Origin of the sequence: Corynebacterium intestinale, assembly GCF_023574125.1 — a bacterium.
GTDB classification, from domain to species: Bacteria; Actinomycetota; Actinomycetes; order Mycobacteriales; family Mycobacteriaceae; genus Corynebacterium; species Corynebacterium hesseae.
Window position 1 is genome coordinate 134338 of sequence record NZ_JAMKFF010000007.1, and the last position, 24044, is coordinate 158381.

The 24044-nt window shown below is 61.5% G+C and carries 23 protein-coding genes and 3 tRNA genes; 13 read left to right on the forward strand and 13 right to left on the reverse strand.

Annotation, left to right across the window (positions count from 1 at the left end; genetic code table 11):
- Nucleotides 1-173 precede the first annotated feature (173 nt).
- The 4 genes from dnaN to gyrB all read left to right on the forward strand — a co-directional run bounded on the left by dnaN (nt 174) and on the right by gyrB (nt 5256).
- Nucleotides 174-1355, forward strand: a complete 1182-nt coding sequence (gene dnaN, locus M5J06_RS09000; RefSeq protein ID WP_070533586.1) for a DNA polymerase III subunit beta — start codon at nt 174-176, stop codon at nt 1353-1355.
- 5 nt (nt 1356-1360) lie between these two features.
- Nucleotides 1361-2539 carry a DNA replication/repair protein RecF gene (gene recF, locus M5J06_RS09005; protein ID WP_250224464.1) on the forward strand — a complete coding sequence of 393 codons (1179 nt, stop codon included), beginning with the start codon at nt 1361-1363 and terminating at the stop codon, nt 2537-2539.
- Nucleotides 2532-3074: a DciA family protein gene (locus M5J06_RS09010; protein WP_070563706.1), complete on the forward strand. Its 543-nt coding sequence runs from the start codon at nt 2532-2534 to the stop codon at nt 3072-3074. Before recF ends, M5J06_RS09010 begins: the two co-directional genes overlap by 8 nt.
- A 130-nt stretch (nt 3075-3204) precedes the next feature.
- A complete protein-coding gene (gene gyrB, locus M5J06_RS09015) occupies nt 3205-5256 on the forward strand; it encodes a DNA topoisomerase (ATP-hydrolyzing) subunit B (RefSeq protein WP_070521954.1) in 2052 nt (683 codons plus the stop codon).
- Between the two features lie 73 nt (nt 5257-5329).
- On the opposite strand, the gene M5J06_RS09020 is transcribed toward gyrB, so the two are convergent.
- From M5J06_RS09020 to M5J06_RS09035, 4 genes are read right to left on the reverse strand one after another with little or no spacing between them, the layout of a single operon-like run.
- Complete coding sequence (locus tag M5J06_RS09020; RefSeq protein ID WP_070533582.1) at nt 5330-5776, reverse strand: DUF6918 family protein; 447 nt, start codon at nt 5774-5776, stop codon at nt 5330-5332.
- Between the two features lie 10 nt (nt 5777-5786).
- Nucleotides 5787-6233 (reverse strand): hypothetical protein, encoded by a 447-nt coding sequence (locus M5J06_RS09025; protein WP_239249572.1) that lies wholly within the window; start codon nt 6231-6233, stop codon nt 5787-5789.
- A 50-nt stretch (nt 6234-6283) separates the two neighbouring features.
- On the reverse strand, nt 6284-6544 hold the full coding sequence (locus tag M5J06_RS09030) for a cell filamentation protein Fic (protein ID WP_239249571.1): 261 nt from the start codon (nt 6542-6544) through the stop codon (nt 6284-6286).
- Complete coding sequence (locus M5J06_RS09035; protein WP_070533755.1) at nt 6541-6762, reverse strand: CopG family transcriptional regulator; 222 nt, start codon at nt 6760-6762, stop codon at nt 6541-6543. Before M5J06_RS09035 ends, M5J06_RS09030 begins: the two co-directional genes overlap by 4 nt.
- A gap of 79 nt (nt 6763-6841) precedes the next feature.
- Between M5J06_RS09035 and gyrA the strand changes: the two genes are divergently transcribed.
- The 4 genes from gyrA (at nt 6842) to M5J06_RS09055 (ending at nt 10027) form a co-directional block, all read left to right on the forward strand.
- Nucleotides 6842-9430: a DNA gyrase subunit A gene (gene gyrA, locus M5J06_RS09040; protein ID WP_250224465.1), complete on the forward strand. Its 2589-nt coding sequence runs from the start codon at nt 6842-6844 to the stop codon at nt 9428-9430.
- Between the two features lie 3 nt (nt 9431-9433).
- On the forward strand, nt 9434-9781 hold the full coding sequence (locus tag M5J06_RS09045; RefSeq protein ID WP_070521969.1) for a DUF3566 domain-containing protein: 348 nt from the start codon (nt 9434-9436) through the stop codon (nt 9779-9781).
- Between the two features lie 87 nt (nt 9782-9868).
- Nucleotides 9869-9945: transfer RNA gene (locus tag M5J06_RS09050), tRNA-Ile, on the forward strand.
- Between the two features lie 9 nt (nt 9946-9954).
- A tRNA-Ala gene (locus M5J06_RS09055) sits at nt 9955-10027 on the forward strand.
- A gap of 194 nt (nt 10028-10221) precedes the next feature.
- Here the strand turns inward: M5J06_RS09055 and M5J06_RS09060 are convergent.
- Nucleotides 10222-11100, reverse strand: coding sequence for a polysaccharide deacetylase family protein (locus M5J06_RS09060; protein WP_070562169.1), 879 nt, complete (start codon nt 11098-11100; stop codon nt 10222-10224).
- A 171-nt stretch (nt 11101-11271) separates the two neighbouring features.
- Here M5J06_RS09060 and M5J06_RS09065 point away from each other — a divergent pair.
- Nucleotides 11272-11344: transfer RNA gene (locus tag M5J06_RS09065), tRNA-Ala, on the forward strand.
- Between the two features lie 43 nt (nt 11345-11387).
- Here M5J06_RS09065 and M5J06_RS09070 read toward each other — a convergent pair.
- The 5 genes from M5J06_RS09070 to M5J06_RS09090 all read right to left on the reverse strand — a co-directional run bounded on the left by M5J06_RS09070 (nt 11388) and on the right by M5J06_RS09090 (nt 16586).
- Nucleotides 11388-11879 (reverse strand): GNAT family N-acetyltransferase, encoded by a 492-nt coding sequence (locus M5J06_RS09070; RefSeq protein ID WP_250224466.1) that lies wholly within the window; start codon nt 11877-11879, stop codon nt 11388-11390.
- Nucleotides 11880-11901: 22 nt separating this feature from the next.
- On the reverse strand, nt 11902-13695 hold the full coding sequence (locus tag M5J06_RS09075) for an ABC transporter ATP-binding protein (protein ID WP_250224467.1): 1794 nt from the start codon (nt 13693-13695) through the stop codon (nt 11902-11904).
- Nucleotides 13692-15266, reverse strand: a complete 1575-nt coding sequence (locus M5J06_RS09080; RefSeq protein WP_250224468.1) for an ABC transporter transmembrane domain-containing protein — start codon at nt 15264-15266, stop codon at nt 13692-13694. The genes M5J06_RS09075 and M5J06_RS09080 overlap by 4 nt, the downstream gene beginning before the upstream one ends.
- A gap of 72 nt (nt 15267-15338) precedes the next feature.
- The gene (locus tag M5J06_RS09085) at nt 15339-15542 is read right to left on the reverse strand and encodes a hypothetical protein (RefSeq protein ID WP_070533568.1); all 204 of its coding nucleotides are present in this window, start codon (nt 15540-15542) and stop codon (nt 15339-15341) included.
- 168 nt (nt 15543-15710) lie between these two features.
- Nucleotides 15711-16586: a hypothetical protein gene (locus M5J06_RS09090; protein WP_070562156.1), complete on the reverse strand. Its 876-nt coding sequence runs from the start codon at nt 16584-16586 to the stop codon at nt 15711-15713.
- A 374-nt stretch (nt 16587-16960) separates the two neighbouring features.
- Between M5J06_RS09090 and M5J06_RS09095 the strand changes: the two genes are divergently transcribed.
- Together M5J06_RS09095 and metE are read left to right on the forward strand one after the other, a co-directional pair.
- Complete coding sequence (locus M5J06_RS09095) at nt 16961-17884, forward strand: methylenetetrahydrofolate reductase (RefSeq protein WP_070562153.1); 924 nt, start codon at nt 16961-16963, stop codon at nt 17882-17884.
- Complete coding sequence (metE, locus tag M5J06_RS09100) at nt 17881-20145, forward strand: 5-methyltetrahydropteroyltriglutamate--homocysteine S-methyltransferase (RefSeq protein ID WP_250224469.1); 2265 nt, start codon at nt 17881-17883, stop codon at nt 20143-20145. The genes M5J06_RS09095 and metE overlap by 4 nt, the downstream gene beginning before the upstream one ends.
- A gap of 23 nt (nt 20146-20168) precedes the next feature.
- Here the strand turns inward: metE and M5J06_RS09105 are convergent, their stop codons facing one another.
- Nucleotides 20169-20807: an HAD family hydrolase gene (locus tag M5J06_RS09105; RefSeq protein ID WP_250224470.1), complete on the reverse strand. Its 639-nt coding sequence runs from the start codon at nt 20805-20807 to the stop codon at nt 20169-20171.
- Nucleotides 20808-20876: 69 nt separating this feature from the next.
- Here M5J06_RS09105 and M5J06_RS09110 point away from each other — a divergent pair, with 69 nt between their 5' ends.
- Both M5J06_RS09110 and M5J06_RS09115 read left to right on the forward strand, forming a co-directional pair.
- Entirely contained in the window at nt 20877-21407 is a 531-nt protein-coding gene (locus M5J06_RS09110) for a peptidylprolyl isomerase (RefSeq protein WP_039672975.1), read from the forward strand.
- Between the two features lie 71 nt (nt 21408-21478).
- Nucleotides 21479-22123, forward strand: a complete 645-nt coding sequence (locus tag M5J06_RS09115; protein WP_070684516.1) for a rhomboid family intramembrane serine protease — start codon at nt 21479-21481, stop codon at nt 22121-22123.
- A 310-nt stretch (nt 22124-22433) separates the two neighbouring features.
- Here the strand turns inward: M5J06_RS09115 and M5J06_RS09120 are convergent, their stop codons facing one another.
- Nucleotides 22434-23072, reverse strand: a complete 639-nt coding sequence (locus tag M5J06_RS09120) for a response regulator (RefSeq protein WP_071406946.1) — start codon at nt 23070-23072, stop codon at nt 22434-22436.
- Nucleotides 23069-23908: a histidine kinase gene (locus M5J06_RS09125; RefSeq protein ID WP_250224471.1), complete on the reverse strand. Its 840-nt coding sequence runs from the start codon at nt 23906-23908 to the stop codon at nt 23069-23071. Before M5J06_RS09125 ends, M5J06_RS09120 begins: the two co-directional genes overlap by 4 nt.
- Nucleotides 23909-24044: the final 136 nt, after the last annotated feature.

The window sequence follows — 24044 nt, forward strand, 5'->3', positions numbered from 1 at the left end:
TAACCAAGAAGAAAAAGGATGTGTGTGATTCGTCGGCGCCCTGCACGGTCGCGCGCTTGAATCGCAAAGCACGGAAGGTGAATGACAAAATCCTGTGCTTCGGCACCGATCCTGTAAGTTGGAGTGAGCTTGCAAGAATCTTCCATCCGCAACTAGAGGAGCGTCTCACCATCATGGAGCAGTCCGTGTCATTTCGCGTTGCCAAAGATGATCTCGCTAACGCCGTAGCGTGGGTCGCGCGCAGCCTTCCTTCGAAGGTCACCCAACCAGTACTGCGCGCCATGCTGATCACCGCGGATGACAATGGTTTGGAATTCACCGGCTTCGACTACGAGGTTTCCACCCGCGTGCGCATCGCCGGCATGGTGGATGAGCCGGGACGCATCGCAGTGGCCGGTAAGTTGCTCTCTGACATCGTTGCTTCCTTGCCCAACAAGGAAATCGAGATGACGCAGGAGGATAACAAGGTTCTGTTGACCTGTGGTTCTTCGCGCTTCGAGCTGCCGCTCATCCCGCTGGATGATTACCCCCAACTCCCTGTCCTGCCGGAGGTCACCGGCACCATTAACCCGCAGCTCTTCGTCGAAGCCATCAGCCAGGTCGTTGCCGCGGCCGGCAAGGATGACACGCTGCCGATGCTCACCGGCGTGCACATTGACATCAATGGTTCTCACGTGGAAATGACGGCAACGGACCGCTTCCGCCTGGCCATGCGCACCTTCGAGTGGGAGCCGGTATCTCCTGACGTCCAGGCCAAGCTCCTCGTCCCGGCCAAGACGTTGCAGGAGACCGGCCGTTCCTTGGACACGCACCTCAACATCCCGGTTGAAATCGCCGTGGGCACTGGTGAGAACATCGCTGCGGAAGGCCTGTTCGGCCTGCATGCGGATAACCGCGAGACCACCACCCGCATGCTGGACGCGGATTTCCCCAACGTTGCACCCTTGCTGCCCAAGACCCACAGCGCTATGGCCAGCATTGAGGTTGCTCCGCTCCAGGAAGCCATTCGCCGCGTCTCGTTGTTGACGGATCGCAATGCGCAGATCCGCATGGAATTCCGCGAGGGCGAGGTGACCTTGGCAGCAGGCGCCGATTCTGGCCGCGCCAGCGAATCTCTGCCCTGTGCTTTCAATGGCCGTGAGGACTTCGTCATCGCCTTCAACCCGTCCTACCTCAAGGATGGTTTGGCTGTGGTTCACACGGACCGCGTGGTCTTTGGCTTTACCGAGCCTTCGCGGCCTGCGATCATGATTCCGGAGCCGGAGGAGCTACCAGCGGCCAACGAGGACGGCTCGTTCCCGACTCCGGAGACTCATTTCACCTACCTGCTGATGCCAGTGCGCTTGCCAGGCTAGGCCGTATGTATATCCGCGATCTCGATGTCAGGGACTTCCGTTCCTGGCCCGAGCTCACCCTTCAGCTGAAGCCGGGGATTACCCTATTCGTCGGCCGCAATGGTTTTGGGAAAACCAATATCGTCGAGGCCATCGGGTATACCGCGCATCTTTCTTCGCACCGTGTGGCCCACGATGCCCCCCTCGTGCGCCACGGCGCGCACAATGCCCGCATCTCCGCCACCGCGGTGAACCAGGGCAGAGAGCTCACCGCGCACTTGCTCATCAAACCCCACGCGGCCAACCAGGCGCAGATCAACCGCACGCGCCTGAAGTCCCCGCGCGAGCTACTTGGAGTGGTGAAAACCGTGTTGTTTTCCCCGGAGGATTTGTCCCTCGTGCGCGGCGAACCTGCAGCGCGCCGCCAGTATTTGGATGACATCATTGCCTCCCGCACGCCACGCTTGGCGGGAGTGAAAGCTGATTATGACAAGGTCCTGAAGCAGCGCAATGCGTTGTTGAAGTCGGCGTCGCCAAGCTTGCGCCGGGGCTACAGCGACAGTGACGGTGCCTCGGCGCTGGCCACTCTCGACGTATGGGATACGCAGCTGTCTTCCCTCGGCGCGCAGGTGATTCAGGCACGCCTGGCGCTTGTCGACGAACTCTGCGAGCACATTCCCGCCGCTTATGCCGGGCTCGCCCCGGAGTCGCGACCGGCCGCCATTGACTACAAGTCCACCGTGGACATCTCAGACCGCGAGGTTATCGAGGCCATGATGCTCACCGAGCTTGCCACGAAGCGCGAACGAGAGATCGAACGCGGCATCTCGCTCGTTGGCCCGCACCGCGACGATCTGGTGCTTAACCTTGGCACGAGCCCCGCCAAGGGCTTTGCCAGCCACGGCGAGACCTGGTCCTATGCCATCTCCTTGCGGCTGGCGGAGTTCAACCTGCTGCGCCAAGACGGCACTGATCCGATTCTCATCCTCGATGATGTCTTCGCCGAGCTCGATGCGAAAAGGCGCGAAAAGCTCGTTCACCTCGCCGCGGGTGCGGAGCAGGTGCTCATTACTGCGGCGGTGGATGAGGATTTGCCCGGAAACTTGCAGCCCATTGAACGCTTTACGGTCACAGTGCGAGATACCGACGAGGGCCGAATCTCCGAGATCGCTCCGTATACGGCGGGCGGTGACGAGGATGACTGAGCAGGACTTCGATCCGGTCAAGGCGCTTTTCGAGCGCACGCGAAGTAATTCCAAGAACCCGCCGAAGCTCAACAAGCCGGCTCCCAAGATGAACCTGACGCCGACTCCTTCGGAGCAACAGCCAACGCCGTATCGGCGTGGCCGGCCGAGCGGACCCGATGGCCGCCGCCGGCGCCGCAGCCTCGAGATCCCTAGCCTCGGCGCACAGATTCAACGAGAGATTGGCAAACGCGGCTGGGAACACGAATTGGCTCATGGTTGGGTCATGGGTAATTGGGAAAACCTCGTCGGCGAGCGCATCGCCGCGCACACGCAACCGCTCACCATCAAGGACCAGGTTGTCTACGTGGCGTGCGATTCTTCCAGCTGGGCCACCGAGTTGCGCTACCTGCAGCGCCCCATTTTGCAGAAGATTGCAGATCGCCTCGGCCCGGACGTGGTGGTTAAGCTGCACATTCAGGGCCCCAAGCAGCACCGCAACTATGAGGGCCGTCAATGGGTCAAGCCGCAAGGTTCGCAAGATACGTACGGCTGATTTTGGGCGACCGCGAAATTCACGCAAATTTGGGGCTCTCACGGGCGTGCAGTGCCCTTGCGTGGGGGGACACAGTGTAGAATGGCTAGAGTCTTAGATTTAGCTCTAGCCAAAAGGAGAACACGAATCCGTGGCTGAACAACACGCATATGATGCGGGGTCAATCACAATTCTGGAGGGCCTCGAAGCCGTCCGTAAGCGCCCCGGCATGTACATCGGTTCCACCGGTGCCCGTGGCCTGCACCACCTGATCTGGGAGATCGTTGACAACTCCGTCGATGAGGCGATGGCGGGCTTTGCCGACAAGGTCATCGTCACCCTCCGCGAAGACGGCGGCATCGAAGTTATCGATAACGGCCGTGGTATCCCGGTGGAGATGCACGCCTCTGGCGTTCCCACCGTCCAGGTGGTCATGACCCAGCTGCATGCCGGCGGTAAGTTCGACTCCGAATCCTATGCCGTTTCCGGCGGCCTCCACGGCGTGGGTATCTCTGTGGTCAATGCTTTGTCCACCCGCGTCGAGGCAGATATCAAGCGCGACGGCAAGCACTGGTACCAGAACTTCAACAATGCCATCCCGGATGAACTCGTGGAAGGCGATAATGCTCGCGGTACCGGAACCACCATCCGCTTCTGGCCGGACCCGGAGATCTTTGAGACCGTCGAGTTTAATTACGACACGATCGCTCGCCGCCTGCAGGAGATGGCCTTCCTGAACAAGGGCCTGACCATCGTGCTGCGCGATGAGCGCGCCATCTCTAAGGAGCAGGCCGAACTAGAGGAGATCGCCGAGGCTGGCGATGCCCCAGTGAGCCTGAGCAGCCTGGATGAGAAGGGGGAGTCCACTGAGGCTGCCGACGGTGACGAAGACCAGGCGTCCAAGAAAAAGAAGAAGGAAGTCACCTACCACTACCCAAACGGTCTGCAGGACTATGTTGAGCACCTCAACAAGAACAAGACCGCCATCCACCCCACCATCGTTGCCTTCGACGTTAAGGGTGAGGACCATGAGGTGGAAATCGCGCTGCAGTGGAACCAGGGCTACAAGCAGTCCGTCCACACCTTCGCCAACACCATTAACACTCACGAGGGCGGCACGCACGAGGAAGGCTTCCGCGCGGCGCTGACCTCCCTGATGAACCGCTATGCCAAGGAGCACAAGCTCCTCAAGGAAAAGGATGGCAACCTTTCCGGCGAAGACTGCCGCGAAGGCCTTGCTGCCGTCATTTCCGTCAAGGTTGGTGATCCGCAGTTCGAAGGCCAGACCAAGACGAAGCTGGGTAACTCGGAGATTCGAGGATTTGTCCAGCGCTCCGTTAACGAGCACCTCAACGATTGGTTCGATGCCAACCCGGCTGAGGCCAAGGTCATCATCAACAAGGCCGTGTCCTCTGCGCACGCCCGCGTGGCGGCACGAAAGGCGCGCGAATTGGTACGCCGCAAGTCCGCCGGTGACCTCGGTGGCCTTCCGGGTAAGTTGGCGGATTGCCGTTCCAAGGACTCGAAGCTTTCTGAGCTCTACATCGTGGAGGGTGACTCCGCAGGTGGTTCCGCCAAGGGCGGCCGCGATTCCATGTTCCAGGCCATCCTGCCGCTGCGCGGCAAGATCCTCAACGTGGAAAAGGCCCGCATGGACAAGGTGCTCAAGAACGCTGAGGTTCAGGCCATCATCACGGCCCTGGGCACCGGCATCCACGAAGAATTCGACATTTCCAAGCTGCGCTATGACAAGATCGTGCTCATGGCCGATGCTGACGTGGACGGCCAACACATCGCTACGCTGCTGCTGACCCTGCTCTTCCGTTTCATGCCGCAGCTGGTTGAGGATGGCCACGTCTTCCTGGCTAACCCGCCGCTGTACAAGCTGAAGTGGGGCAAGGGCCAGCCGGGCTACGCCTTCTCCGACGCCGAGCGTGACAAGCTGCTTGCTGAGGGCCTGGAGCAGGGACGCAAGATCAACAAGGATGACGGCATCCAGCGCTACAAGGGTCTGGGTGAGATGAACGCCTCCGAGTTGTGGGAGACCACCCTGGATCCGACCACCCGCGTGCTTCGCCGTGTGGATTTGGAGGACGCCCAGCGCGCCGACGAGCTCTTCTCCATCCTCATGGGTGATGACGTGTCTGCTCGCCGCTCCTTCATTACCCGCCGCGCGAAGGACGTACGCTTCCTCGACGTCTAAACGCTAGGTCAAAACCCGCAAAGACCAGCACCTCATATGAGGTGCTGGTCTTATTTCGTCGTTAAGCAGGCGCTTAAACAGTAGTCATATGGCGCTGCAGAACGCTGCCGATGGTCGCGACGTTGGGCTCCAGAATCGAGGAGGCCTTGCCACGCAGGGACTTGTAGGTGCGGGCGATGCCAGGCGCGTTCACATTCTCCGCGGCCTTGTCCGCGGTTGCCATGATGGCGGCGGTAATCTCAGCGCTGCGCCCTTCCAGGTAGGTGCCGAAGTCGGACTGCTCAGAGCCTTCGAATTCCTTCCAGTAGGAATCCAGGCTATTGAGTAGTTCCGGAAGCATGTGGTTGATTCCCTTGGACAAGACCTTAGAATCTGCCTTCTTGGCAGCGCCTAAAGCGCCTTTGAAGGCCATTCCGGAAATGCCGGAGAGCGAAGAGACGGTGTCATCGGCGGCCGTGGCCAAGTCCGCCACTACGGCGTTGCGGGTAGGGGATTGGAGAAGCTGGGTGAGGTTTGTCATACAGGCGAGCTTACTGTGCCGGTGCGGTGGATCCCGCCTTGAGCGCGGCGAGCTGGTCAGCAATCTCCGGGAAGCCATTGGTGCGGGCCAGGCGCTCGAGGTCGAAGTCGAGGCCACCTTCGTAGAGGCGGCTGTTCTCAGAAGAACCGGAGGAGCCGGCCATCCCGATCTGGGCGGCAAACTCGTCTACCTGGGCGCGCAGTGCCGGGACGTTATCCACTACTAGCTTGAGCAGTGCCGCTGCGGCGGCGATGCTACCGCCGATGATGAGCGTCATGTCGATCGGCGTGGAGCCGGTGAGGGAAGAGCCGCCTTCGCCCTGCTCGAAGTCGGGGTTGAGGTTTTTCTGCCAGTCATTGTCGGCGGTCTTAGCGCTCGCAGCTGGCGTTGCGGCGGTGGCGAGGGTGGTGGCCACGACACCGGCGGCGAGGAACTTCTTCAAAGACTTCGAGGGCATAGGGGGATTCCTTCCTACAAGGGAATAGAGACTTCTTTATCATGTTTAACTTACATAACTTCTGCAACAGAAAGATAGACCTCGGCGCAAAATCGTGCGAAATCTTCATTCTTTCCGCTGAGCGCGGGGACAGAACGCAAGACCGTCTCCAGTGACTCCGCCGCCGCATCGCGGTTGCCATGAACGGCAATTCCCTCAATGGTGGCTGTACTCGCGGCGGCCGCGGCGGCTAGTGCGGCGAAATTACTAATCCGTACCCGATGGGCCCGGCAAAACTCACGGGCGACGAGGAGCAGTTGTTCTACGTTCACTGGCGTGCGCCTCGGGCCTGGCGGATCTCCGCTTCTAATTCTGAACGCCCAGGCAGCAGCCGGCGCGCGGTGTCCTGTACGGCGGCATCGGTGAGGGTTCGCGCGGCCGCCGCAACAACGGCGCGGACCACCGCCTCGTGCTTGGAGGTTCCTTGCGCGGAAGCCAACAAGGTCAGCGCATGGTCTTGGTCCGGGGTCAGGCGCAGCGTCATAGCCATAGAGGACATGGTATCACCGTGATACTACAGCTGTGCCACAAACGGCCTTAGACGGCCCTAGAAGGTAGGATAGGGCGTTATGAGCGACAATAACGGTGATCTTTTCGATCGCATCCAACCAATTGACATCAATGAGGAGATGGAGTCGAGCTACATCGACTACGCCATGTCCGTCATTGTCGGCCGCGCCCTGCCAGAGGTGCGTGACGGTCTTAAGCCTGTCCACCGCCGCATCCTCTACGCCATGTATGACTCCGGCTACCGACCGGATCGCGGCTACGTAAAGTCCGCCCGCCCGGTTTCGGACACGATGGGCCAGTTCCACCCGCACGGTGACGTCGCTATCTACGACACCCTCGTGCGCCTAGCCCAGCCGTGGAACATGCGCTACCCGCTGGTCGACGGCCAAGGTAACTTCGGCTCCCGCGGTAATGACGGCCCGGCAGCTATGCGTTATACCGAGTGCCGTATGACGCCGCTGGCGATGGAGATGGTACGCGATATTCGCGAGAATACCGTCGACTTCGCGCCGAACTATGACGGCAAGACGCAGGAACCGACTATCCTGCCCTCCCGCGTTCCGAACCTGTTGATGAACGGCTCCGGCGGTATCGCCGTCGGTATGGCCACCAATATCCCGCCGCACAACCTCAACGAGTTGGCGGAGGCCATCTACTGGCTGCTGGATAACCCGAATGCTTCTGAGGAAGAAGCCTTGGCTGCGTGCATGGAGCGCGTCAAGGGCCCAGATTTCCCGACTGCGGGCCTCATTGTGGGCGACCAAGGTATCAAGGATGCCTACACCACCGGCCGCGGCTCCATCCGTATGCGTGGTGTGACCTCCATTGAGGAGGTGGGCAACCGCCAGACCATCGTGATCACTGAGCTGCCCTACCAGGTCAACCCGGATAACATGATCTCCAACATCGCGGAGTCCGTGGTCAACGGCAAGATTGCCGGTATTGCCAAGATCGAGGACGAGTCCTCTGACCGCGTGGGTATGCGCATCGTGGTCACCCTGAAGCGTGACGCCGTGGCTCGCGTGGTGCTCAATAACCTGTACAAGCACTCTCAGCTGCAGACCTCCTTCGGCGCGAACATGCTCTCCATCGTCGATGGCGTGCCGCGCACCCTGCGCCTCGATCAGATGCTGGGCTACTACGTTGCTCACCAGATCGAGGTCATCGTCCGCCGTACCCAGTTCCGCCTGGATGAGGCGGAGAAGCGCGCCCACATCTTGCGCGGCTTGGTTAAGGCGCTCGACATGCTCGATGAGGTCATCGCGCTGATCCGCCGTTCCCCGACGGTGGAGGAGGCACGTGACGGCCTGATGCAGCTTCTCGGCGTCGACGAGATCCAGGCCGATGCCATCCTGGCCATGCGTTTGCGCCGCCTGGCTGCCCTGGAACGTCAAAAGATCATTGATGAGTTGGCGGAGATCGAGGAGATCATCGCGGACCTCAAGGACATCCTGGCCCGCGAGGAGCGCCAGCGTCAGATCGTCCACGATGAGCTGGAGGAGATCGTCGAAAAGTACGGCGATGAGCGCCGTACCCAGATCGTCGCCGCTTCCGGTGACGTGTCCGATGAAGACCTCATTGCCCGCGAGAATGTCGTTGTCACCATCACCGCTACCGGTTACGCCAAGCGCACCAAAGTGGATTCCTACAAGGCACAGAAGCGCGGTGGTAAGGGCGTGCGCGGCGCGGAGCTCAAGCAGGACGATATTGTCAAGAACTTCTTCGTCTGCTCCACGCACGACTGGATCCTGTTCTTCACCAACTTCGGCCGCGTCTACCGCCTCAAGGCCTACGAGCTTCCGGAGGCAGGCCGCACCGCCCGCGGCCAGCACGTGGCCAACCTGCTGGAGTTCCAGCCGGAGGAGAAGATCGCCCAGGTCATCCAGATTCAGTCCTATGAGGACGCTCCTTACCTCGTCCTTGCTACCCAGCAGGGCCGCGTGAAGAAGTCCCGCCTCACCGACTACGAATCCGCACGCTCCGCTGGGCTCATCGCCATCAACCTCAACGAGGGCGATGCGCTGATCGGTGCCCAGCTGGTCAACGAGGGCGATGACATCCTGCTCACCTCTGAGCAGGGCCAGGCCATCCGCTTTACTGCCGACGACGACCAGCTCCGCCCAATGGGCCGCGCTACCGCCGGCGTGAAGGGCATGCGCTTCCGCGGCGACGACCAGCTGTTGTCCATGTCTGTGGTCAACGACGGTCAGTTCCTCCTGGTTGCCACCTCCGGCGGCTACGGCAAGCGCACGGCCATCGAAGAGTACACCCCGCAGGGCCGCGGCGGCCTCGGCGTGATGACCTTCAAGTACACCCCGAAGCGCGGCAAGCTCATTGCGGCTATCGCTGTGGACGAGGACGACGAGATCTTCGCCATCACCTCCGCCGGCGGCGTGGTGCGCACTGAGGTCAACCAGATTCGCCCGAGCTCCCGCGCCACCATGGGCGTGCGTTTGGTTAACCTGGCTGACGACGTCGAACTGCTGGCCATCGACCGCAATGTGGAGGATGATGGCGAGGAGAATGCCCAGGCAGTGGCCAAGGGTGAGAAGTCCGTGGAGGACGTCAAGCCTGAGCACCTCAAGCTTGGGGAAGACTCCAAGCAGGACGAAGCTGACAGCAAGGATGCCGATAAGGACGAGGAGTAACCCATGATTGGACGAGAGCTTCACCTAGCCCGGATTTCGCCCATGTCGGCGTTCCGCGTTGGCTTGGCCATGTCCCTCGTCGGCCTCGTCGCCTGGATCATCGCCGTGTGCCTGTTGTATCTCGGCCTTGACCAGGCGGGCATCTGGGATTCCTTCAATAGCCTCGTCGGCGGTGTTGGCGGCGGCTTTGAGGTCTCTTTCGGGTTGGTCGTCTCCGCGGCCGCACTGTTTGGTGCCATCATCGCTGTGCTGATGACCATCCTGGCGCCGCTTCTGGCGGTGATCTACAACGCCATCGTGGACGTCTTCGGTGGATTCAAGATTCGCCTCCAAGACGAACCGCATAACTAGCGAATATCACCGAGAAAAACTACATATGACCAGGCGATTTGTAATAGATCGCCGGTCCTATGTAGAGTAACTACTCGTTCCGGTCAAGGGCCTATAGCTCAGTCGGTTAGAGCGCATCGCTGATAACGATGAGGTCGCTGGTTCGATTCCAGCTAGGCCCACCACGGAACAATGGGGCATTAGCTCAATTGGTAGAGCATCTGCTTTGCAAGCAGAAGGTCAGGAGTTCGATTCTCCTATGCTCCACAGCATAAGTGGAAGGCGCCCGGCGGAAACGCTGGGCGCTTTTCGCGTTCGGCCAAACTGGTCACACAGGGGCGGGTTAAAGGACCAAACTAAAGGCACCATATGGAGACCTCCGACCCGAAAACACCAGGTAGATGGATACGGAAATCTGCATAAGGTGCCTTTAGTTTGGTCCCAGAACAGGCTGCTGTGCGCTAGCGGGTGAGGTATTGCTTTCCCGCCTGCGGATTGGGGATGAGGCGGTCGAGGCTCACCGGTTCCAGGCCCTTCGCGCGCAGGCCGTCGATGACGCAGTCTGCGGCCCCTACGGTTGTGGCGTGAATGTCGTGCATGAGGACGATGGAGCCGGGCTGCGCCCCGCTGACTGCGGCCTCACAGACGTGCTCGGAATTGCGGTCCTTCCAATCCACGGTGTCGACGGACCACAGGGCCTGTGCCTGGCCATTAGCCTTCGCAGCGGCGTCCACGGTGCCGTTGGTGGCACCGTACGGGGGACGCATCCACCGCGGGTTCTCACCCGTTGCTGCCTTGATTGCCGCGGCCCCGGCCTTGATCTCGCCGTCCACGTCGCTGGGGGAGAGCTTGTTGAGCTCGCGGTGGGATGCGGTGTGGTTTCCCACGGTGTGGCCCTCAGCCTTCATACGGCGCAGCAGATCCGGGTGCGCGGTGGCACTGGGAGCCAAGACCATGAAGCTGGCGTGGGCGTCCTTGGCCTTCAGGGTGTCGAGGAGCTGAGCGGTCAACTCGCCGGGGCCATCGTCATAGGTGATGGCCACGCAGTTGGAGCAGGTGGCATCAGCAACCGACTGCGACTGCTGTTTGCCGGTCGGCGCGGGCTTCGCAGCCGGCCGCGAGGAGCCGGCAAAGACAGGACTATTTTGAAGCTCCTTGGGAAGAGCATCGTAGGCGTCGTGCTCTAGTTGTTGGATGTCCTTCTGGACGTCGGGGAGCTGTGGCAACGTCGGCTGTTGAATCACCGGCTGGGGAAGCTCCACGGCAGCAGCGGCGCCAGGCAGGGCCGTGGCTGCTGCAAGGGCGATGAGGGAGCGGACAAGAACACTTTTTCGGCGCATGACAACCTTCCACAGACTTTCTTAAGACGCTTTATTGTCTGTCCGGTGAAGGTGGATTATCCCTAGTGACACGCAACTAGAGTGAAAGAAGTTAACTCCTGAGGTTTCGCTAGGCCCGTAATAGGGGTGATTTCGTTGCTTTTACCGAGAGGAGTACGCTCTACAGGTATTGGGGCATTAGCTCAGTTGGTAGAGCGTTGCGTTCGCAATGCAAAGGTCAGGGGTTCGATTCCCCTATGCTCCACAGGGCGCTCACACAGTGAGCGCCCTTTAGCTTTTCGCTTAACTTAGTCGACATCCTTGAAGCGCTTGACCAGGACGATGTGCCCGCTTCTCTCGCTCACCGGCGCAAAGCCAAGGTGCAGGTAAAGGCGGTGGGCGCGGTCGTTGTCTTTAGCCACTGACAGCGAGATACCTGGGGCGCCCATCTCGCGGGCGAGTTCGGTGGCGGCGTCGATAAGCATGGTGCCCACTCCCTGGCTGCGGAAGCGAGGTTCCACAGCTAGAGCAAGCTCTGGGATGCCTTCAATAACGTGGCCGAAACCATGGCGCTCAGCTGTGCCCCAATTTAGCCACACGCCACCGGCAGGGACGTGGCCCTCCCAGGCGATGAAACCTCCGCGGGAAGGCTCCCAACCGCCGAGGTAATAATCAAAACCTTCCTCGAAGCCCGCGGGGAGTTCCTTGTGCTCATCGCCGAAGGTATCGGCAAGAAAGTTAATACGGGCGAGGTAGGTGCGGTCAGCTTCGGTGAGGGAAAGAAGATGCATAGCTTCCATGGTAGGACGCGGCGTGCACCACCTATGAGCCGTGCTCCCATTGGGAATAAGCCGAGGCATAGCGCCCGCCGAGGTCCATCAGCTCGGCGTGGGTGCCATCCTCAACGATCTGACCCTGTTCCATCACGATGATGCGGTCGGCCTCGCGGGCCTGGTCCAGGCGGTGGGCAACGACGAGCGCGGTGCGCCCCTTGGTGACTGCCTTGGCGGCGCTTTCGAGTACCTTGGCGTGCTCGGAGCCGGCTTCGGAGGTGGCCTCATCCATAATGAGCACCGGCGGCTGGCGCAGGATCATGCGAGCCAGGGAAAGCTGTTGCTCGGCCTCCGCACCGATCTCCTCGTTGCCGGCGCCGATCTTCGTATCCAGGCCTTGAGGCAGCCACCGCGATTGCTCATCCAAGCCCACCGTGTTGAGCGCATGCCACAGCTCCTCATCGCTGGCGTCGGGTTTGGCCAGGAGCAGGTCCTCGCGCAAGGTGCCGGAGAAGAGATGGACCTCTTGGGTAATGAGCGCGACGTGCTCGGTAATCCACGTGTTCGGCACGGTGGCGGTATCGATGCCATCGAGGCTAATGCTCCCCGCCGAAGGGTACTGCAGGCCCGCCACGAGGGCGGCGAGCGTGGACTTACCCGCACCGGAGGTACCCACCAGGGCGGTGGTGGTGCCGGCGGTGAGGGTCAGGGAGACGTCGTCAAGCACGCGTGCCCCGCCGGGGTAGGCGTAGGAAAGATGCTCGATGGTGATGGTGGGGGCGTCGTGTAGCCGGGGCGTGTCCTTGGGCTCCTTCGTACCAGCGTTGTTCTCCAGGGTCGCCAGCGCTACCGCGCGGCCGAGAGACGTCACGGAATGCTGGATCTCGCCGGCGAAGAAGAGGATGTTGAAGACGTGGATCTCCAACCGCATGACCAGCAGCACCGCGGCGGTGGCCTCACCGGGGGTCAACCATTCCCACATCACCATGGGCACGGACATAAGGACGGAGCCCAGCAGCAACACCGCGAAGGCCAGGGCGCCTTGGCCCAAGATGCGGTTGATGAGCGGAACCTTGTCACCCCAGGCCTGTACCGTGTCCCAGGAATAGCGCTCCATGCGTGCATGCGCCCAGTCTTTCAGGGAGAACTGGCGGAGGGTCTCCAGGGCGCGAATGGTGTCCAGCAGCACGTTGTTGCGGTAGGCCTCCACCGAGGACACCTCGTTGGCCACGGCGGGGATATCCCGCATGGTGCCGCGGATGAAGGGGTAGAGCAGACAACTCACCGCTATGAAGAGCAGCGCATAAGCGGGGTGGATGAAGATCATCATGAGCGCGGTCAGCGGCAGCATGAAGAGCGTGAGCACGAGGCGGTCACCCATCATGGAGATGGTCATGACGACGGTGTCGATGTCCTTGGACAGGCGCGTGATGATGTTGCCGGTGCCCAATTCCATGACGGCGGGCACGGGGGCGCCGAGGGTGGAATCCAGCGCTGAGGTGCGCAGATCTACCGAGAGACGGCAGGTAGTGGAGGTAACCAACAAGCGGCCCACTGTGCGGCCGGTGACCTCCACGAGGAAGCCCACCGCGATAACAACGAGCGCGCCCACCATGGCTGCGCGCCCCGTGCCAAGGATGGGGATCTCCACGCCCTGGATGATGTCCACGACGCGGCCAAGCACCTGGGAGACCAGGTTCATCATGATGACCGTAACGGTAAACAGTCCGAAGAAAAGGGCGATGCCAAGCCGACTGGGCGCACTGGGCAGGGTCTTCAGAAAACGGAGACACTCCCGCGGGGAGGCAGGTGCAAGGGCATCCGCGCGATCCTGCTGGCTCATAGCTCCACCACCTCATCGGCGTTGGCGGCCCACGTGGAGGCGGATGTAATGATCACGGTGGTCTTGCCGGCGCGCAGTTCACGCACGCGCTTGGCGACGTCCGCCAGGGTCAACGAATCCAGTCCCGTCGTGGGGTTGTCCAGCACGAGGACATCGGGGTCGAGGGCGAGCGCGCGGGCAAGCGCGACGCGCTGGCGCTGGCCGCCGGAGAGGTTGAGGCCGGCCTCACCGATGGGCGCGGTGGGTAGCTCGCCGTTGGGACCAAGCCCACCGAGGCGGATAACAATATCCTCGCAGGCGGAGGCGTGGAGGGCGTCGTGAAGCTGCGTAGCGCTAGCACTGCGGAGCGGATCGACGTTGTCCAGCAGGGTGCCCTCCAACACGGAGATGCGGTGTGGCGGGCACAAGGCGCCGTGCTCATGGAGGTAGCGCACCCAAGAGTCCACGGTGCTGCGCCCCTCTGTGCTGATAGGCATCCACACGTGCAAGCCGGGGGAGAGGTCAATCGGCGTGCCGGCGGCCTCGGTGGTGTTGGAAGAAAGCTGTCCGAGCAGCTCGCCGACGCGCTCCACGGAGGCACGCGCCCGCGCCCAGTTCTCCGTGAGCAGGCCGAGAGACACACCCAGCGCGGTGAGCGCGGGCGGGACGAGCATGGTGATCGCCATCATCCCGCCGGGGGCGATGCGGCCCTCGAAGGTTTCCCAGGAGGTCCAGGCAAGAATGCCCACGGCAAAGGACGCGGGAACCATCTGGCGCAGCCAGGCCATGAGGGAGGACAGCTTGGCCTCGCGGAGCATGGCACCCAAGGAGTTCTGGGCGGCGTCAGAAAAACGTTGGCGCGCGATGTCCTTGGCGCCGAGGCCTTTGATGACCCGGGAGCCTTGAGCAAAGTCCGTGGCGAGTGAAAGCGCGGTGTTCTCCAACTGGCGGCGGCGCGCGGCGATCCTCGTCAGCGGCTTCGTGGTGGCCCAGGAGGCCAGCGCGGTGGCGAGTGCGCCAACCAGCAGCACAGCTGAGACCTGCCAGGAAATCGGGGCCAGGCTGACCACCGCGCCCAAGAGGTAGCCCACCATGACCAGTGGGAAGTTGAGGATCTGCTTGAGTTGGCCGATGTAGTGCGAATCCTCATCCATCGTGTTGAGCAGCCGGCCGGGGCTAATGCCTGCAGTGGAAGCGCTCAGCAACTTATCCAGCAGGTTAAGGCGCAGCGTATGGGTGATGCGGGCTTGGGATAAGTCTGTGAAAGCATCCGCCGTGGCCTCGCAGATATAGGCGATGAAGAGGAGGATCGCCGTGGCCGCAAGCGGCAGCGCTACGGTGCGCCAGGAAGGCTCGGAGAAGGCATACTGCGTGGTCTGGCCGATGATGACGGAGACCAACGCACCCAGCGGAGCGTTGATGAGGGTGGCAACGAAGATGCCGATAACGCCGGTGCGCTGGGCGCCGAGCAGACGCCACGTGGCTTTAGCTGGGCGGGAGAAGTTGGTGGTCTCGGTGAGGGAAACCTCGCCGGAAGGTGGCTCATCGGGGAGATACCACGACCACGTCCGCATGCGTGGATAGTGAGTCATAAAGACTCATCCTATAGCGCAAAAAGGATGGATGAGTGATTCAGATTACGATCGGTGACTCACTGTGGGGAATTAAGCCAAGTGGTAATTTTCCACGTCATAGCCGTTGAACTCGCGGTCGACTCCATAATCATCGACGGAGCTAAACTGCGTGCCGTTTTCAATGGCAAAGCGCAGGTTATCCACGCGGGTGGACGGATCGCCGCTCACGGCACCTGCGGGGAAATAAAAGGTCTCCCCGCTCTTGAGCTTGACTACGAGCGACTCAAAGCTCATGCCTGATCTCCTTGCCTGCTGTTGATAGGGCTTCCCGCGCAAAACAGCGCGCGGGCACCGATCTTTGAGGATCGATGCCGATTAGCCTTCAATTCAAGCAGGTCGGGCGCGCGGGGGCAACGCAGTGAGATCAAGGCAACGAAATGCGCACCCCCAAGGTTGGGGGGGTTAGTTCTCGTCCTCGGTCTGGAGGCGGTGCTTGCCCTCGGACTCGTGATCATCGGTGATGCGGGAGGTGTCGGCATCCTTCTTGTCGGCGTTGCTGACCTCGATCTCGGTCTCGACGGCGTCCTGGATGGCGGTTTCTTCCTCGCGGTGCTTGGCCAGCTGCTCATCGAGGGAACCCAGCAGCTCTTCATCGCGCTCGACGACGCCTTCCTCGGCCAAGTCGGACTCCTTCTTGGCGTCATCCTCGGTGGTGGAGGTGTAGACCAAGGTGGAACCCTGCGGTGCGGACGGGGAAGAGAAGTCCTCAACGCGCGGCGGGACGGCGGATTCCTTCTCCTTCTTCTGGGTGAAGAAGTAGTAGATGCCACCGCCGATGGCAGCAATGGCGGCAACCAGCGCGGAGATCAGCCAGATCTTCGAGCCCTTCTTCTTATCCTTGCCGCTGATGGCGCGGGCCTTCTTCTGCAGCTGGGCGCTTTGCTTCTGTGCCTTCTTCTCAGCCTTGGAAGCCTTCTTCTTGGCCTGCTTGCGGGCCTTGGTGGCCTTCTTTTCAGCCTGCCTCTGGGTCTTCTCCCACTTCTTGGTGGCCTTGTCCTGGGCGTCTGCGGCGGCAGCGGAGAGCTTCTCGGTTGCTTCCTCGCTGCGCTCCTTGAGCTGTTCGAGGGTGCGCTCGAGGCGGGCATGCGCGGCCTTGGTCACGGCACCGGCTTCGCGGCGTGCCTCCGGGAACCACTCGTCATCGCGCTCTTCCATGCGGGCGGCGGCGGTCTCCAGGACGGAGTAGGCCTCGCGAGCCTTTTCATCGCGGCGTTCCTTGAGGCGCTCCACCAGGGCGGAGGTGGCGCTAATTGCTGTGGACAGTGCGGTGGGGTTCATCGGGAGAGATGCTCCTTTACGTCAATGCTTGAGGCGATTGCTCGGTGGGTAACTGTTTATGGAGTGGTTGTCTGCGCCGGACGGGACACTGCACATGTGTGTCCGCGTTAGCGCTGGATACTCCCTTTCAGCGTAGTGGCGGCAGCCACGTCCTGCCACCACGGGCCGCAAGGAGGGAGCGGTTCAAAGAAAATAGACAGCTTTGTACGGAACAGTGGCCTTTTTATTCAGTACAGGTTTGGGTAACGGTGCAGCTGGCCGGGTTGGAAAGGTATGACCATTGCCTAAATGCTTTCGCTCAAAATGGACAGCTTGGTACGTTTTCCACCAACAGCACAGATGACCGACCACGATAACCTGCAGAGGAGGTGAGCATGTCCCCGCGACTCTCCGCATCCGCGCCACTAGACCAAATCAGCGAAGATACGCCTAAGCGCCCACAGCGCACCGCTCTCTCCTTCGAGGTGATCCCACCGCGCCACGATGCGGACGCCAAAAAGATTGACCGCTTGCTCGACACGCTTGCCGCATATAACCCCGATTACATCGCCGTCACCAGCTCCCAGCGCTCCGGGTGGCTGGAGGGAACCGCGGCCTTCATTGAGAAGATTTCGCGAGATACCGCGATGCGTCCCCTGGCGCACCTGGCCTGCACTGCCGGCACGGAGGAAGAGCTCGTTGGCTGGATCGACACGCTCGTCGACGCCGGCGTGCGCGGCCTTCTCGCGCTCCGCGGCGACCTGCCAGAGGGCGGCATGCCCGAAGGCCACCTGCCGCACGCCGACTCCCTCGTCCGGCTCATTCGCCGCTGGGAATCTGCCCGCGTGGCGCGCTTGGCCGCTGGGCGCTTGGCCGTGGGCGTGGCTTGCTACCCCAACGGCCACGCCGAGTCCGCCACGGCGGACGAGGACATCGACGTTCTCCTGGCCAAGCAACGCCTCGGCGCTGACTTCGCCATCACCCAGCTCTTCTTTGACGCGGAGGATTACGTCCGCTTCGCCCAACGCGCCCGGCTGGCGGGCGTGCGCATTCCGCTCATCCCCGGGATCATGCCGATGACTAGCCGTGCTCGGGTGGAGCGAATGTGCCAGCTGTCCGGGCTGGACGGGCCACCGCAGGTGCTCGATCAGCTCGCGGCAGCGACCTCCCCTGAGGAAGAGAAAGAAATCGGGATGCAGCTTACGGCCTCCCTGGCGAAATCGGTGATGAACGCCGGCGCCGACGGGCTGCACATCTACACGCATAACAATCCAGACATTACGACTGACCTGCTACATCGAATTGGAGTTACCCCATGACCGCACCATTTCCCAAGGCAACGATTGAGGGCTATCCCCGCGTAGGTGCCCATCGTGAGCTTAAGCGCGCGCTGGAGTCCTACTGGTCCGGCAAGATCGACGCCGAGACCTTTGAATCGGCCGCGCACTCCCTGTGCCTCGATACCTACGCCCGTCTCAAGGAGCTGGGGCTCACTGAGGATTACGCCATCCCCGCGGACGTTGCCTACTACGACCATGTCCTCGAGACAGCGCTGACCGTGGGCGCTGCTCAGGGCGAGAGCCTCGATGATGAGTTCACCCTGGCCCGCGGTAACAAGGACACCGCGCCGCTGGAGATGACCAAGTGGTTCGACACCAACTACCACTACATTGTTCCTGAAATCAGCGATGACCAGACCTTTAGTGCCCGCCCCCAGCGCGTGTTGAAGATCGTCGAGGAGGCTCGCGCCGCCGGCCACACCGTGCGCCCGGTCCTCGTTGGCCCCGTGACCCTGCTGGCCCTGTCCAAGCAGGCCGAGGGCGCTACCAAACAGCCGCTCGACCGCCTCGATGAGCTCGTGGACTCCTACCTCACCGTGCTGGAGCAGCTTGCCGACGCCAACGTGGAGTGGCTCCAGCTCGTTGAGCCGGCCCTGGTCGCTGACCTCGCCGCGGCTGACGACGCCACCCTCGCCGCCGCGCTCAAGAGCGCTTATGGCCGCATCCTTAGCGCGGAGAAGCGCCCGCAGGTCTACCTGACCACGCCCTATGGTTCCCTCAATGCTGGCCTTGACGTCATCGCTGAGCTCAAGCCGGAAGCTGTCCAGGTGGATCTCTCAGTGGGCACCTTGGCGCTGGACAACTCCTACCTCGAGCGCGTCGCCAAGCTTGCCGAAGCCACCCACCTCTCCGCCGGCCTGGTCGACGGCCGCAATGTCTGGGCCGCCAACCTCCGCGACCTGCGCGAGAAGCTCGAGACCCTCGGCGAAGGCGTTTCTGTAACCACCTCCGTGTCCCTGCAGCACGTCCCGCACACCGTCGAGGCGGAGACCTCCCTGCCGGTCGACGTTGCCACCTGGTTCGCCTTCGCCGACGAGAAGATCCGCGAGGTCGTAGCACTCGCCGCCGGCCCGCTCGACGCCCCGGAGGCCTACGCGCAGGCCGACCGCGCCGTGCGCACCCGCGCCGAGTCCTCACGCATCCACAACCAGGCCGTGCAGGAGCGCACCGCGCAGCTGCCGGAGGGCCAGGTCCAGCGCCAGCCGGAGTTCGCTGAGCGCAACAAGGCACAGGAGGCCCTCGGCCTGCCGCAGCTGCCGACCACCACCATCGGTTCCTTCCCGCAGACCTCTGAGATCCGCGCCGCCCGCGCCGCGCACCGCAAGGGCGAGCTCTCCGACGCCGACTACACCGAGGCCTTGCGCAACGAGGTGAAGTCCGTCATTGAGCTGCAGGAGCGCCTGGGCCTCGACGTTCTGGTCCACGGCGAGCCGGAGCGCAACGACATGGTGCAGTACTTCGCCGAGCTTCTCGACGGCTTCGTCGTCACCGAGAACGGCTGGGTCCAGTCCTACGGCTCCCGCTGCACCCGTCCGCCGATCGTCGTCGGCGACATCTCCCGCCCGAAGGCCATGACCACCGAGTGGGCGAAGTTCGCGCAGTCCCTATCCGAGAAGCACGTCAAGGGTATGCTCACCGGCCCGGTGACCATCCTGGCCTGGTCCTTCGTGCGCGATGATGTCCACCAGTCCGTCTCCGCCGACCAGCTCGGCGTGGCGCTGGCCGACGAAGTCCGCGACCTCGAAGAGGCCGGCATCGACATCATCCAGATCGATGAGCCCGCCCTGCGTGAGCTGTTGCCGCTGCGCGAGAAGGACCGCAAGGCTTACCTCGACTGGGCCGTGCGCTCCTTCCGAGTGGTTTCCTTGCAGGCGAAGCCTGAAACCCAGATCCACACGCACCTCTGCTACTCGGAGTTTGGCCAGATCATCGACGCCGTCGCTGGCTTGGATGCCGATGTCACCTCCATCGAGGCCGCCCGCTCCCGCATGGAGCTGCTCGAGGATATCGATGAGAAGTTCCACTCCGAAATCGGCCCGGGCATCTACGACATCCACTCCCCGCGCATCCCGTCCGTGGCGGAGATGGCCGAGCTCATCCGCGCGGCGCTCAAGAACGTGCCGGTCGAGCGCCTGTGGGTCAACCCGGACTGCGGCCTGAAGACTCGCGGCTACGAGGAGACCGAGGCCTCCCTGCGCAACCTGGTCCTCGCCCGCGACGAGGTCCGCTCTAGCCTCTAGGTTTAAATCTCGTCTACAGAGATTTAAACGAAGTTCATCGCCGTCAGCTCACTGAGCGCGGCGATGTCTCCGTTTCCGGCCCTATCGAAGTGCAGCGCCTTGAGCCCTGCGGCCCGGGCGCCTTCGACATCATTGGCCACCGAATCACCAATCATGAGTGTGGAGCCAGGCTCTACCTCTAGGCGCCGACAAGCCTCGAGGTAGGCCTCTCGGTGAGGTTTTGGCTTAGCCATTTCCACGGTGGGAAAGAGCTCAACGCCTGGCAGGTCGAGCCCGCCCGCCTTTAGCTTGCCCTCTTGCATCTGGCGAGCTCCGTTCGTCAAAATGCCCACTTTGAGGCCGCGGGACAGGACGTGCTGGAGGGTGGGGCGGGCGTCGCCAAGCGCCTGCCAGTGCTTTTCGTACGCGGCCAAATACTTGGCATATTCCGCCAGTGCCTCCTGCTCCGTCATCTCTGGGCGGCCCAGGAATTCGCGGCAGCGCTCCACGCGCTGGCCCTGGTGGGTGACCTCGCCGCGCTCGTAGGCGGCGAACCACTTGCGCTCGATCTCCGCGAAGCGCTCGTAATGACCGCCCGGCAGCCACTCCTCAACGGCCGCATGCATCGCGGCGGTGTGGTCCATGAGGGTGTCATCGAGATCGAAGAGAACGGCGCGAATCATGCTTGCAACCCTACGCAGATCGCTGACAGCGTCGCGGCGGAACAACGAAATGGTGGAAATTTCCATACAATGGCTGGCATGACTCAGAAGACCGCAACTGCAACGATGCACACCAACTACGGTGACATTGTTATCGACCTGTTCGGTAACCACGCACCGGTAACCGTTGAGAACTTCATCGGCCTGGCTAAGGGCGAGAAGGACTACACCACCCAGAACGCCAAGGGCGAGCAGTCCGGCCCGTTCTACGATGGCGCTATTTTCCACCGCGTCATCGACCAGTTCATGATCCAGGGCGGCGACCCGACCGGCACCGGCCGTGGCGGCCCCGGCTACCAGTTCCAGGATGAGTTCCACCCGGAGCTGCAGTTTGACCGCCCGTTCCTGCTGGCCATGGCGAATGCCGGCCCGGGCACCAACGGCTCCCAGTTCTTCATCACCGTGGCGCCGACCCCGCACCTGAACAACCACCACACCATCTTCGGTGAGGTCACCGATGCGGCTTCCCAGGAAGTCGTGTCCAAGATTGCGAAGGTCTCCACCGACCGCATGGACCGTCCGGCTGAGGACGTTGTCATCGAGTCCATCGAGATCGCCTAAGCGTTCTTAGCTTTTCATCTGAGCCCGCTGCCACGTGATGTGGTGGCGGGCTCGTTGTTTTAGGAGTCTGCGTGAAAAATCATCTTCGTTCGGCGCCAGTCACCGTGGTGCTCATGGTGTTGTGCATTGGGGCATGGTTGGTCACGTCCATCCAGGCCAAGACCCTCTCTACGCCTTACTATCGCAGCATGCTGGCCCAAGACTGGACGTTGTGGGGCCCTGAAGTGTCTGAGCACCCCACAACTGTCATTACCGCGGGCTTTATGCACCTCGACGCCGGGCACCTCTTGGTCAACATGGTGATGCTGTTCTTTGTGGGTAGGGAAGTAGAACGCGCCCTGGGCAGCGCGCTGTACGCGGCGGCCTATCTCATCTCCATTGTGGGCTCTTCCGCCGCAGTGCTGTGGATGGATTTCGGCACACCCACGGTGGGCGCCTCCGGTGCCCTCTTTGCGCTCATGGGACTACTCATCGGCGTGTACCGCAGCCGCGGTCTTGATCTGCGCGCGCCCATCGTCTTGGTCGTAGCAAACGTTGCCTACAGCTTTGTGGCGGAGAACGTCTCCGTGTGGGGGCACTTGGGCGGTTTGCTCACAGGACTGCTGTTGGCGCCATTCCTCTTTCGCCAACGTGCGTGGCTGCGTTGGCTGGGGATATGGCTTATCGGGGTGATAGCTGCTGTTGCAGCGGCGCTGCGAGCTGGGCTTTGGGGATAACTCGGGCGTGTTATCCACCGAAACCTCTGTGCGAAAGAATTCCACATAAGTTATCCACATTGTGGATAACTACATTTTTGTAATTTACCGAACGTGTGGGCCAAGATAACCGCAGATCAGCAGCGTATTAGGTTGTGTTCGAAGTTTTTGTGCGGGCTGTGGGAAGCGTGAAAACACTTATCCACAGGGTGTGGAGAAAGGCTGTGGAATTCGTTCTCCACAGAGTTATCCCCACCCTGTGGATAACTTTGTACCCAAGGTGTTAACAGTGCTCCGGTTGCGAGGTGGTGTTGGGAACTGCGCCCCCTAGTTAGCTCACCACTCCTGCGCGAAAGGCCCAGATCACGAGCTGTACTCGCGAACGAGCTCCCACTTTGGCCATCGCAGATGACAAATGAGTCTTGACCGTAGAGGGCTCCAAATACAGCTCGCGCCCGATTTCGATGTTGGTTAATCCTTTGCCCAGGGCCCGTACACACTCGAGTTCGCGCGGCGTGAGTAGGGCTGAATCTACCGTGGCCCGCGCTTTCCGCCGACCAAATTCTGCAATCACCCTTTTAGTAACCGCAGCGTCGACCATGCCTTCACCTGAGGCCGCGTGTTTGACTCCTTGGATGAGGTCGGTCATTGGGGAGTCTTTCAGCATGACGCCACAGGCACCGGCTTCGAGGGCACCAAAGACGTATTCGTCTAGGTCAAAGGTGGTGATCACGATGACTGCTGGGGGATTGTCTTGTTTGTTAATCTCCGTGGTTGCGTAGATCCCGTCCCCGTCAGGCATGCGGATATCGAGGCACACCACGTCAATGTCGCGAGCCTTTGCAGCTGCTATCGCCTCATTCCCGGAAGCTGCCTCAGCCACAACTTTGATCTCACCGGTGGCCTCGAAGATTGCTTTTAATCCCTGTCTGATCAGAGGTTGGTCATCAACTAACAAGACTCGAATCATGGCTTCCTCCAGGTAATGAGCACCAGCCAACCATCTTCGGTAGGTTCATTGAAAGCGGTTGCACCGACAGCTCGGGCGCGCTCTTGGATGCTGATGGTGCCACGGCCCGCGGGGCTATGTGTGAAAGTGCCGCGGGTGATTATCCGCAGTTCATCATCGCTCAGCATGACATCAACAGGCGCGCCTGTTGCATGCTTGCGGGCATTTGTCAGAGCTTCTTGGGTGATTCGATAAGCCGCGATCAACTCGCCCTCCGACAAGTGGGAGGTGTCCGAAAACGTTACTGCCTGCCCTAGAGCGCGAACCTCCGAAATTAGCGCAGACATATTTGTCGGCTGAGGGATGCGGTGTATTTCGGCATCGGAAACCGAAAGCTTGCTAACGGTCGCGCGGACATCCTGGAGTGCTTTCGTCGTCGACGAGGTCACGTGTTGGAGATGCTCTTTGGCAGCGGTGGGGTTGACATCGATGCATGCCTGTGCGGCTTGAGCTTGGATGGCGATGGCTGAGAGGTGATGGGCGGTGGTGTCGTGAAGCTCTCGCGCAATGCGGGCGCGTTCCTCGACAATGGCGTTTTCCTCAGCGAGTTCTGCTTGGCGGGCGAGGGATGCGGTGAGCTCACGGCTATTGCGGACAGCGAGTCCAATAGCAAAGAACACTATGAGGGGGAGCAGCCAGCCCAAGGCTGTGAGCAGAGTAAAAAGTGGAGGCTCGATTCCTCCCAGCGGTGGCATGGCAATGGCGCGGAGGACGCCGACAATGAGACCCGAGATAATGAGGGAAATAGAGTCGCGAGTTTTTGACTTCGTGTGCAGCGCTAGCGAAAACGCGGCCACCGAGGCAGCGATACTGTTCAGAAGACTGAAATGGTAGCGGTGTGGTGAGTATCTGGTAGCGCCTGAGTGAGTATCCGGTAGCGGTGTCTTACTCAGGCGTTGTTGGTGGTTATGTGTTGGTGGTGAGGCGCATGTT

What these genes read in the sequence shown, in the direction of transcription:
- dnaN (WP_070533586.1), top strand. Translation starts at nt 174, where the DNA reads ATGGAGCAGTCCGTGTCATTTCGCGTTGCCAAAGATGATCTCGCTAAC.
- recF (WP_250224464.1), top strand. Translation starts at nt 1,361, where the DNA reads ATGTATATCCGCGATCTCGATGTCAGGGACTTCCGTTCCTGGCCCGAG.
- M5J06_RS09010 (WP_070563706.1), top strand. Translation starts at nt 2,532, where the DNA reads ATGACTGAGCAGGACTTCGATCCGGTCAAGGCGCTTTTCGAGCGCACG.
- M5J06_RS09020 (WP_070533582.1), bottom strand. Translation starts at nt 5,776, where the DNA reads ATGACAAACCTCACCCAGCTTCTCCAATCCCCTACCCGCAACGCCGTA.
- M5J06_RS09025 (WP_239249572.1), bottom strand. Translation starts at nt 6,233, where the DNA reads ATGCCCTCGAAGTCTTTGAAGAAGTTCCTCGCCGCCGGTGTCGTGGCC.
- M5J06_RS09035 (WP_070533755.1), bottom strand. Translation starts at nt 6,762, where the DNA reads ATGGCTATGACGCTGCGCCTGACCCCGGACCAAGACCATGCGCTGACC.
- gyrA (WP_250224465.1), top strand. Translation starts at nt 6,842, where the DNA reads ATGAGCGACAATAACGGTGATCTTTTCGATCGCATCCAACCAATTGAC.
- M5J06_RS09045 (WP_070521969.1), top strand. Translation starts at nt 9,434, where the DNA reads ATGATTGGACGAGAGCTTCACCTAGCCCGGATTTCGCCCATGTCGGCG.
- M5J06_RS09060 (WP_070562169.1), bottom strand. Translation starts at nt 11,100, where the DNA reads ATGCGCCGAAAAAGTGTTCTTGTCCGCTCCCTCATCGCCCTTGCAGCA.
- M5J06_RS09070 (WP_250224466.1), bottom strand. Translation starts at nt 11,879, where the DNA reads ATGGAAGCTATGCATCTTCTTTCCCTCACCGAAGCTGACCGCACCTAC.
- M5J06_RS09075 (WP_250224467.1), bottom strand. Translation starts at nt 13,695, where the DNA reads ATGAGCCAGCAGGATCGCGCGGATGCCCTTGCACCTGCCTCCCCGCGG.
- M5J06_RS09080 (WP_250224468.1), bottom strand. Translation starts at nt 15,266, where the DNA reads ATGACTCACTATCCACGCATGCGGACGTGGTCGTGGTATCTCCCCGAT.
- M5J06_RS09085 (WP_070533568.1), bottom strand. Translation starts at nt 15,542, where the DNA reads ATGAGCTTTGAGTCGCTCGTAGTCAAGCTCAAGAGCGGGGAGACCTTT.
- M5J06_RS09090 (WP_070562156.1), bottom strand. Translation starts at nt 16,586, where the DNA reads ATGAACCCCACCGCACTGTCCACAGCAATTAGCGCCACCTCCGCCCTG.
- M5J06_RS09095 (WP_070562153.1), top strand. Translation starts at nt 16,961, where the DNA reads ATGTCCCCGCGACTCTCCGCATCCGCGCCACTAGACCAAATCAGCGAA.
- metE (WP_250224469.1), top strand. Translation starts at nt 17,881, where the DNA reads ATGACCGCACCATTTCCCAAGGCAACGATTGAGGGCTATCCCCGCGTA.
- M5J06_RS09105 (WP_250224470.1), bottom strand. Translation starts at nt 20,807, where the DNA reads ATGATTCGCGCCGTTCTCTTCGATCTCGATGACACCCTCATGGACCAC.
- M5J06_RS09110 (WP_039672975.1), top strand. Translation starts at nt 20,877, where the DNA reads ATGGCTGGCATGACTCAGAAGACCGCAACTGCAACGATGCACACCAAC.
- M5J06_RS09120 (WP_071406946.1), bottom strand. Translation starts at nt 23,072, where the DNA reads ATGATTCGAGTCTTGTTAGTTGATGACCAACCTCTGATCAGACAGGGA.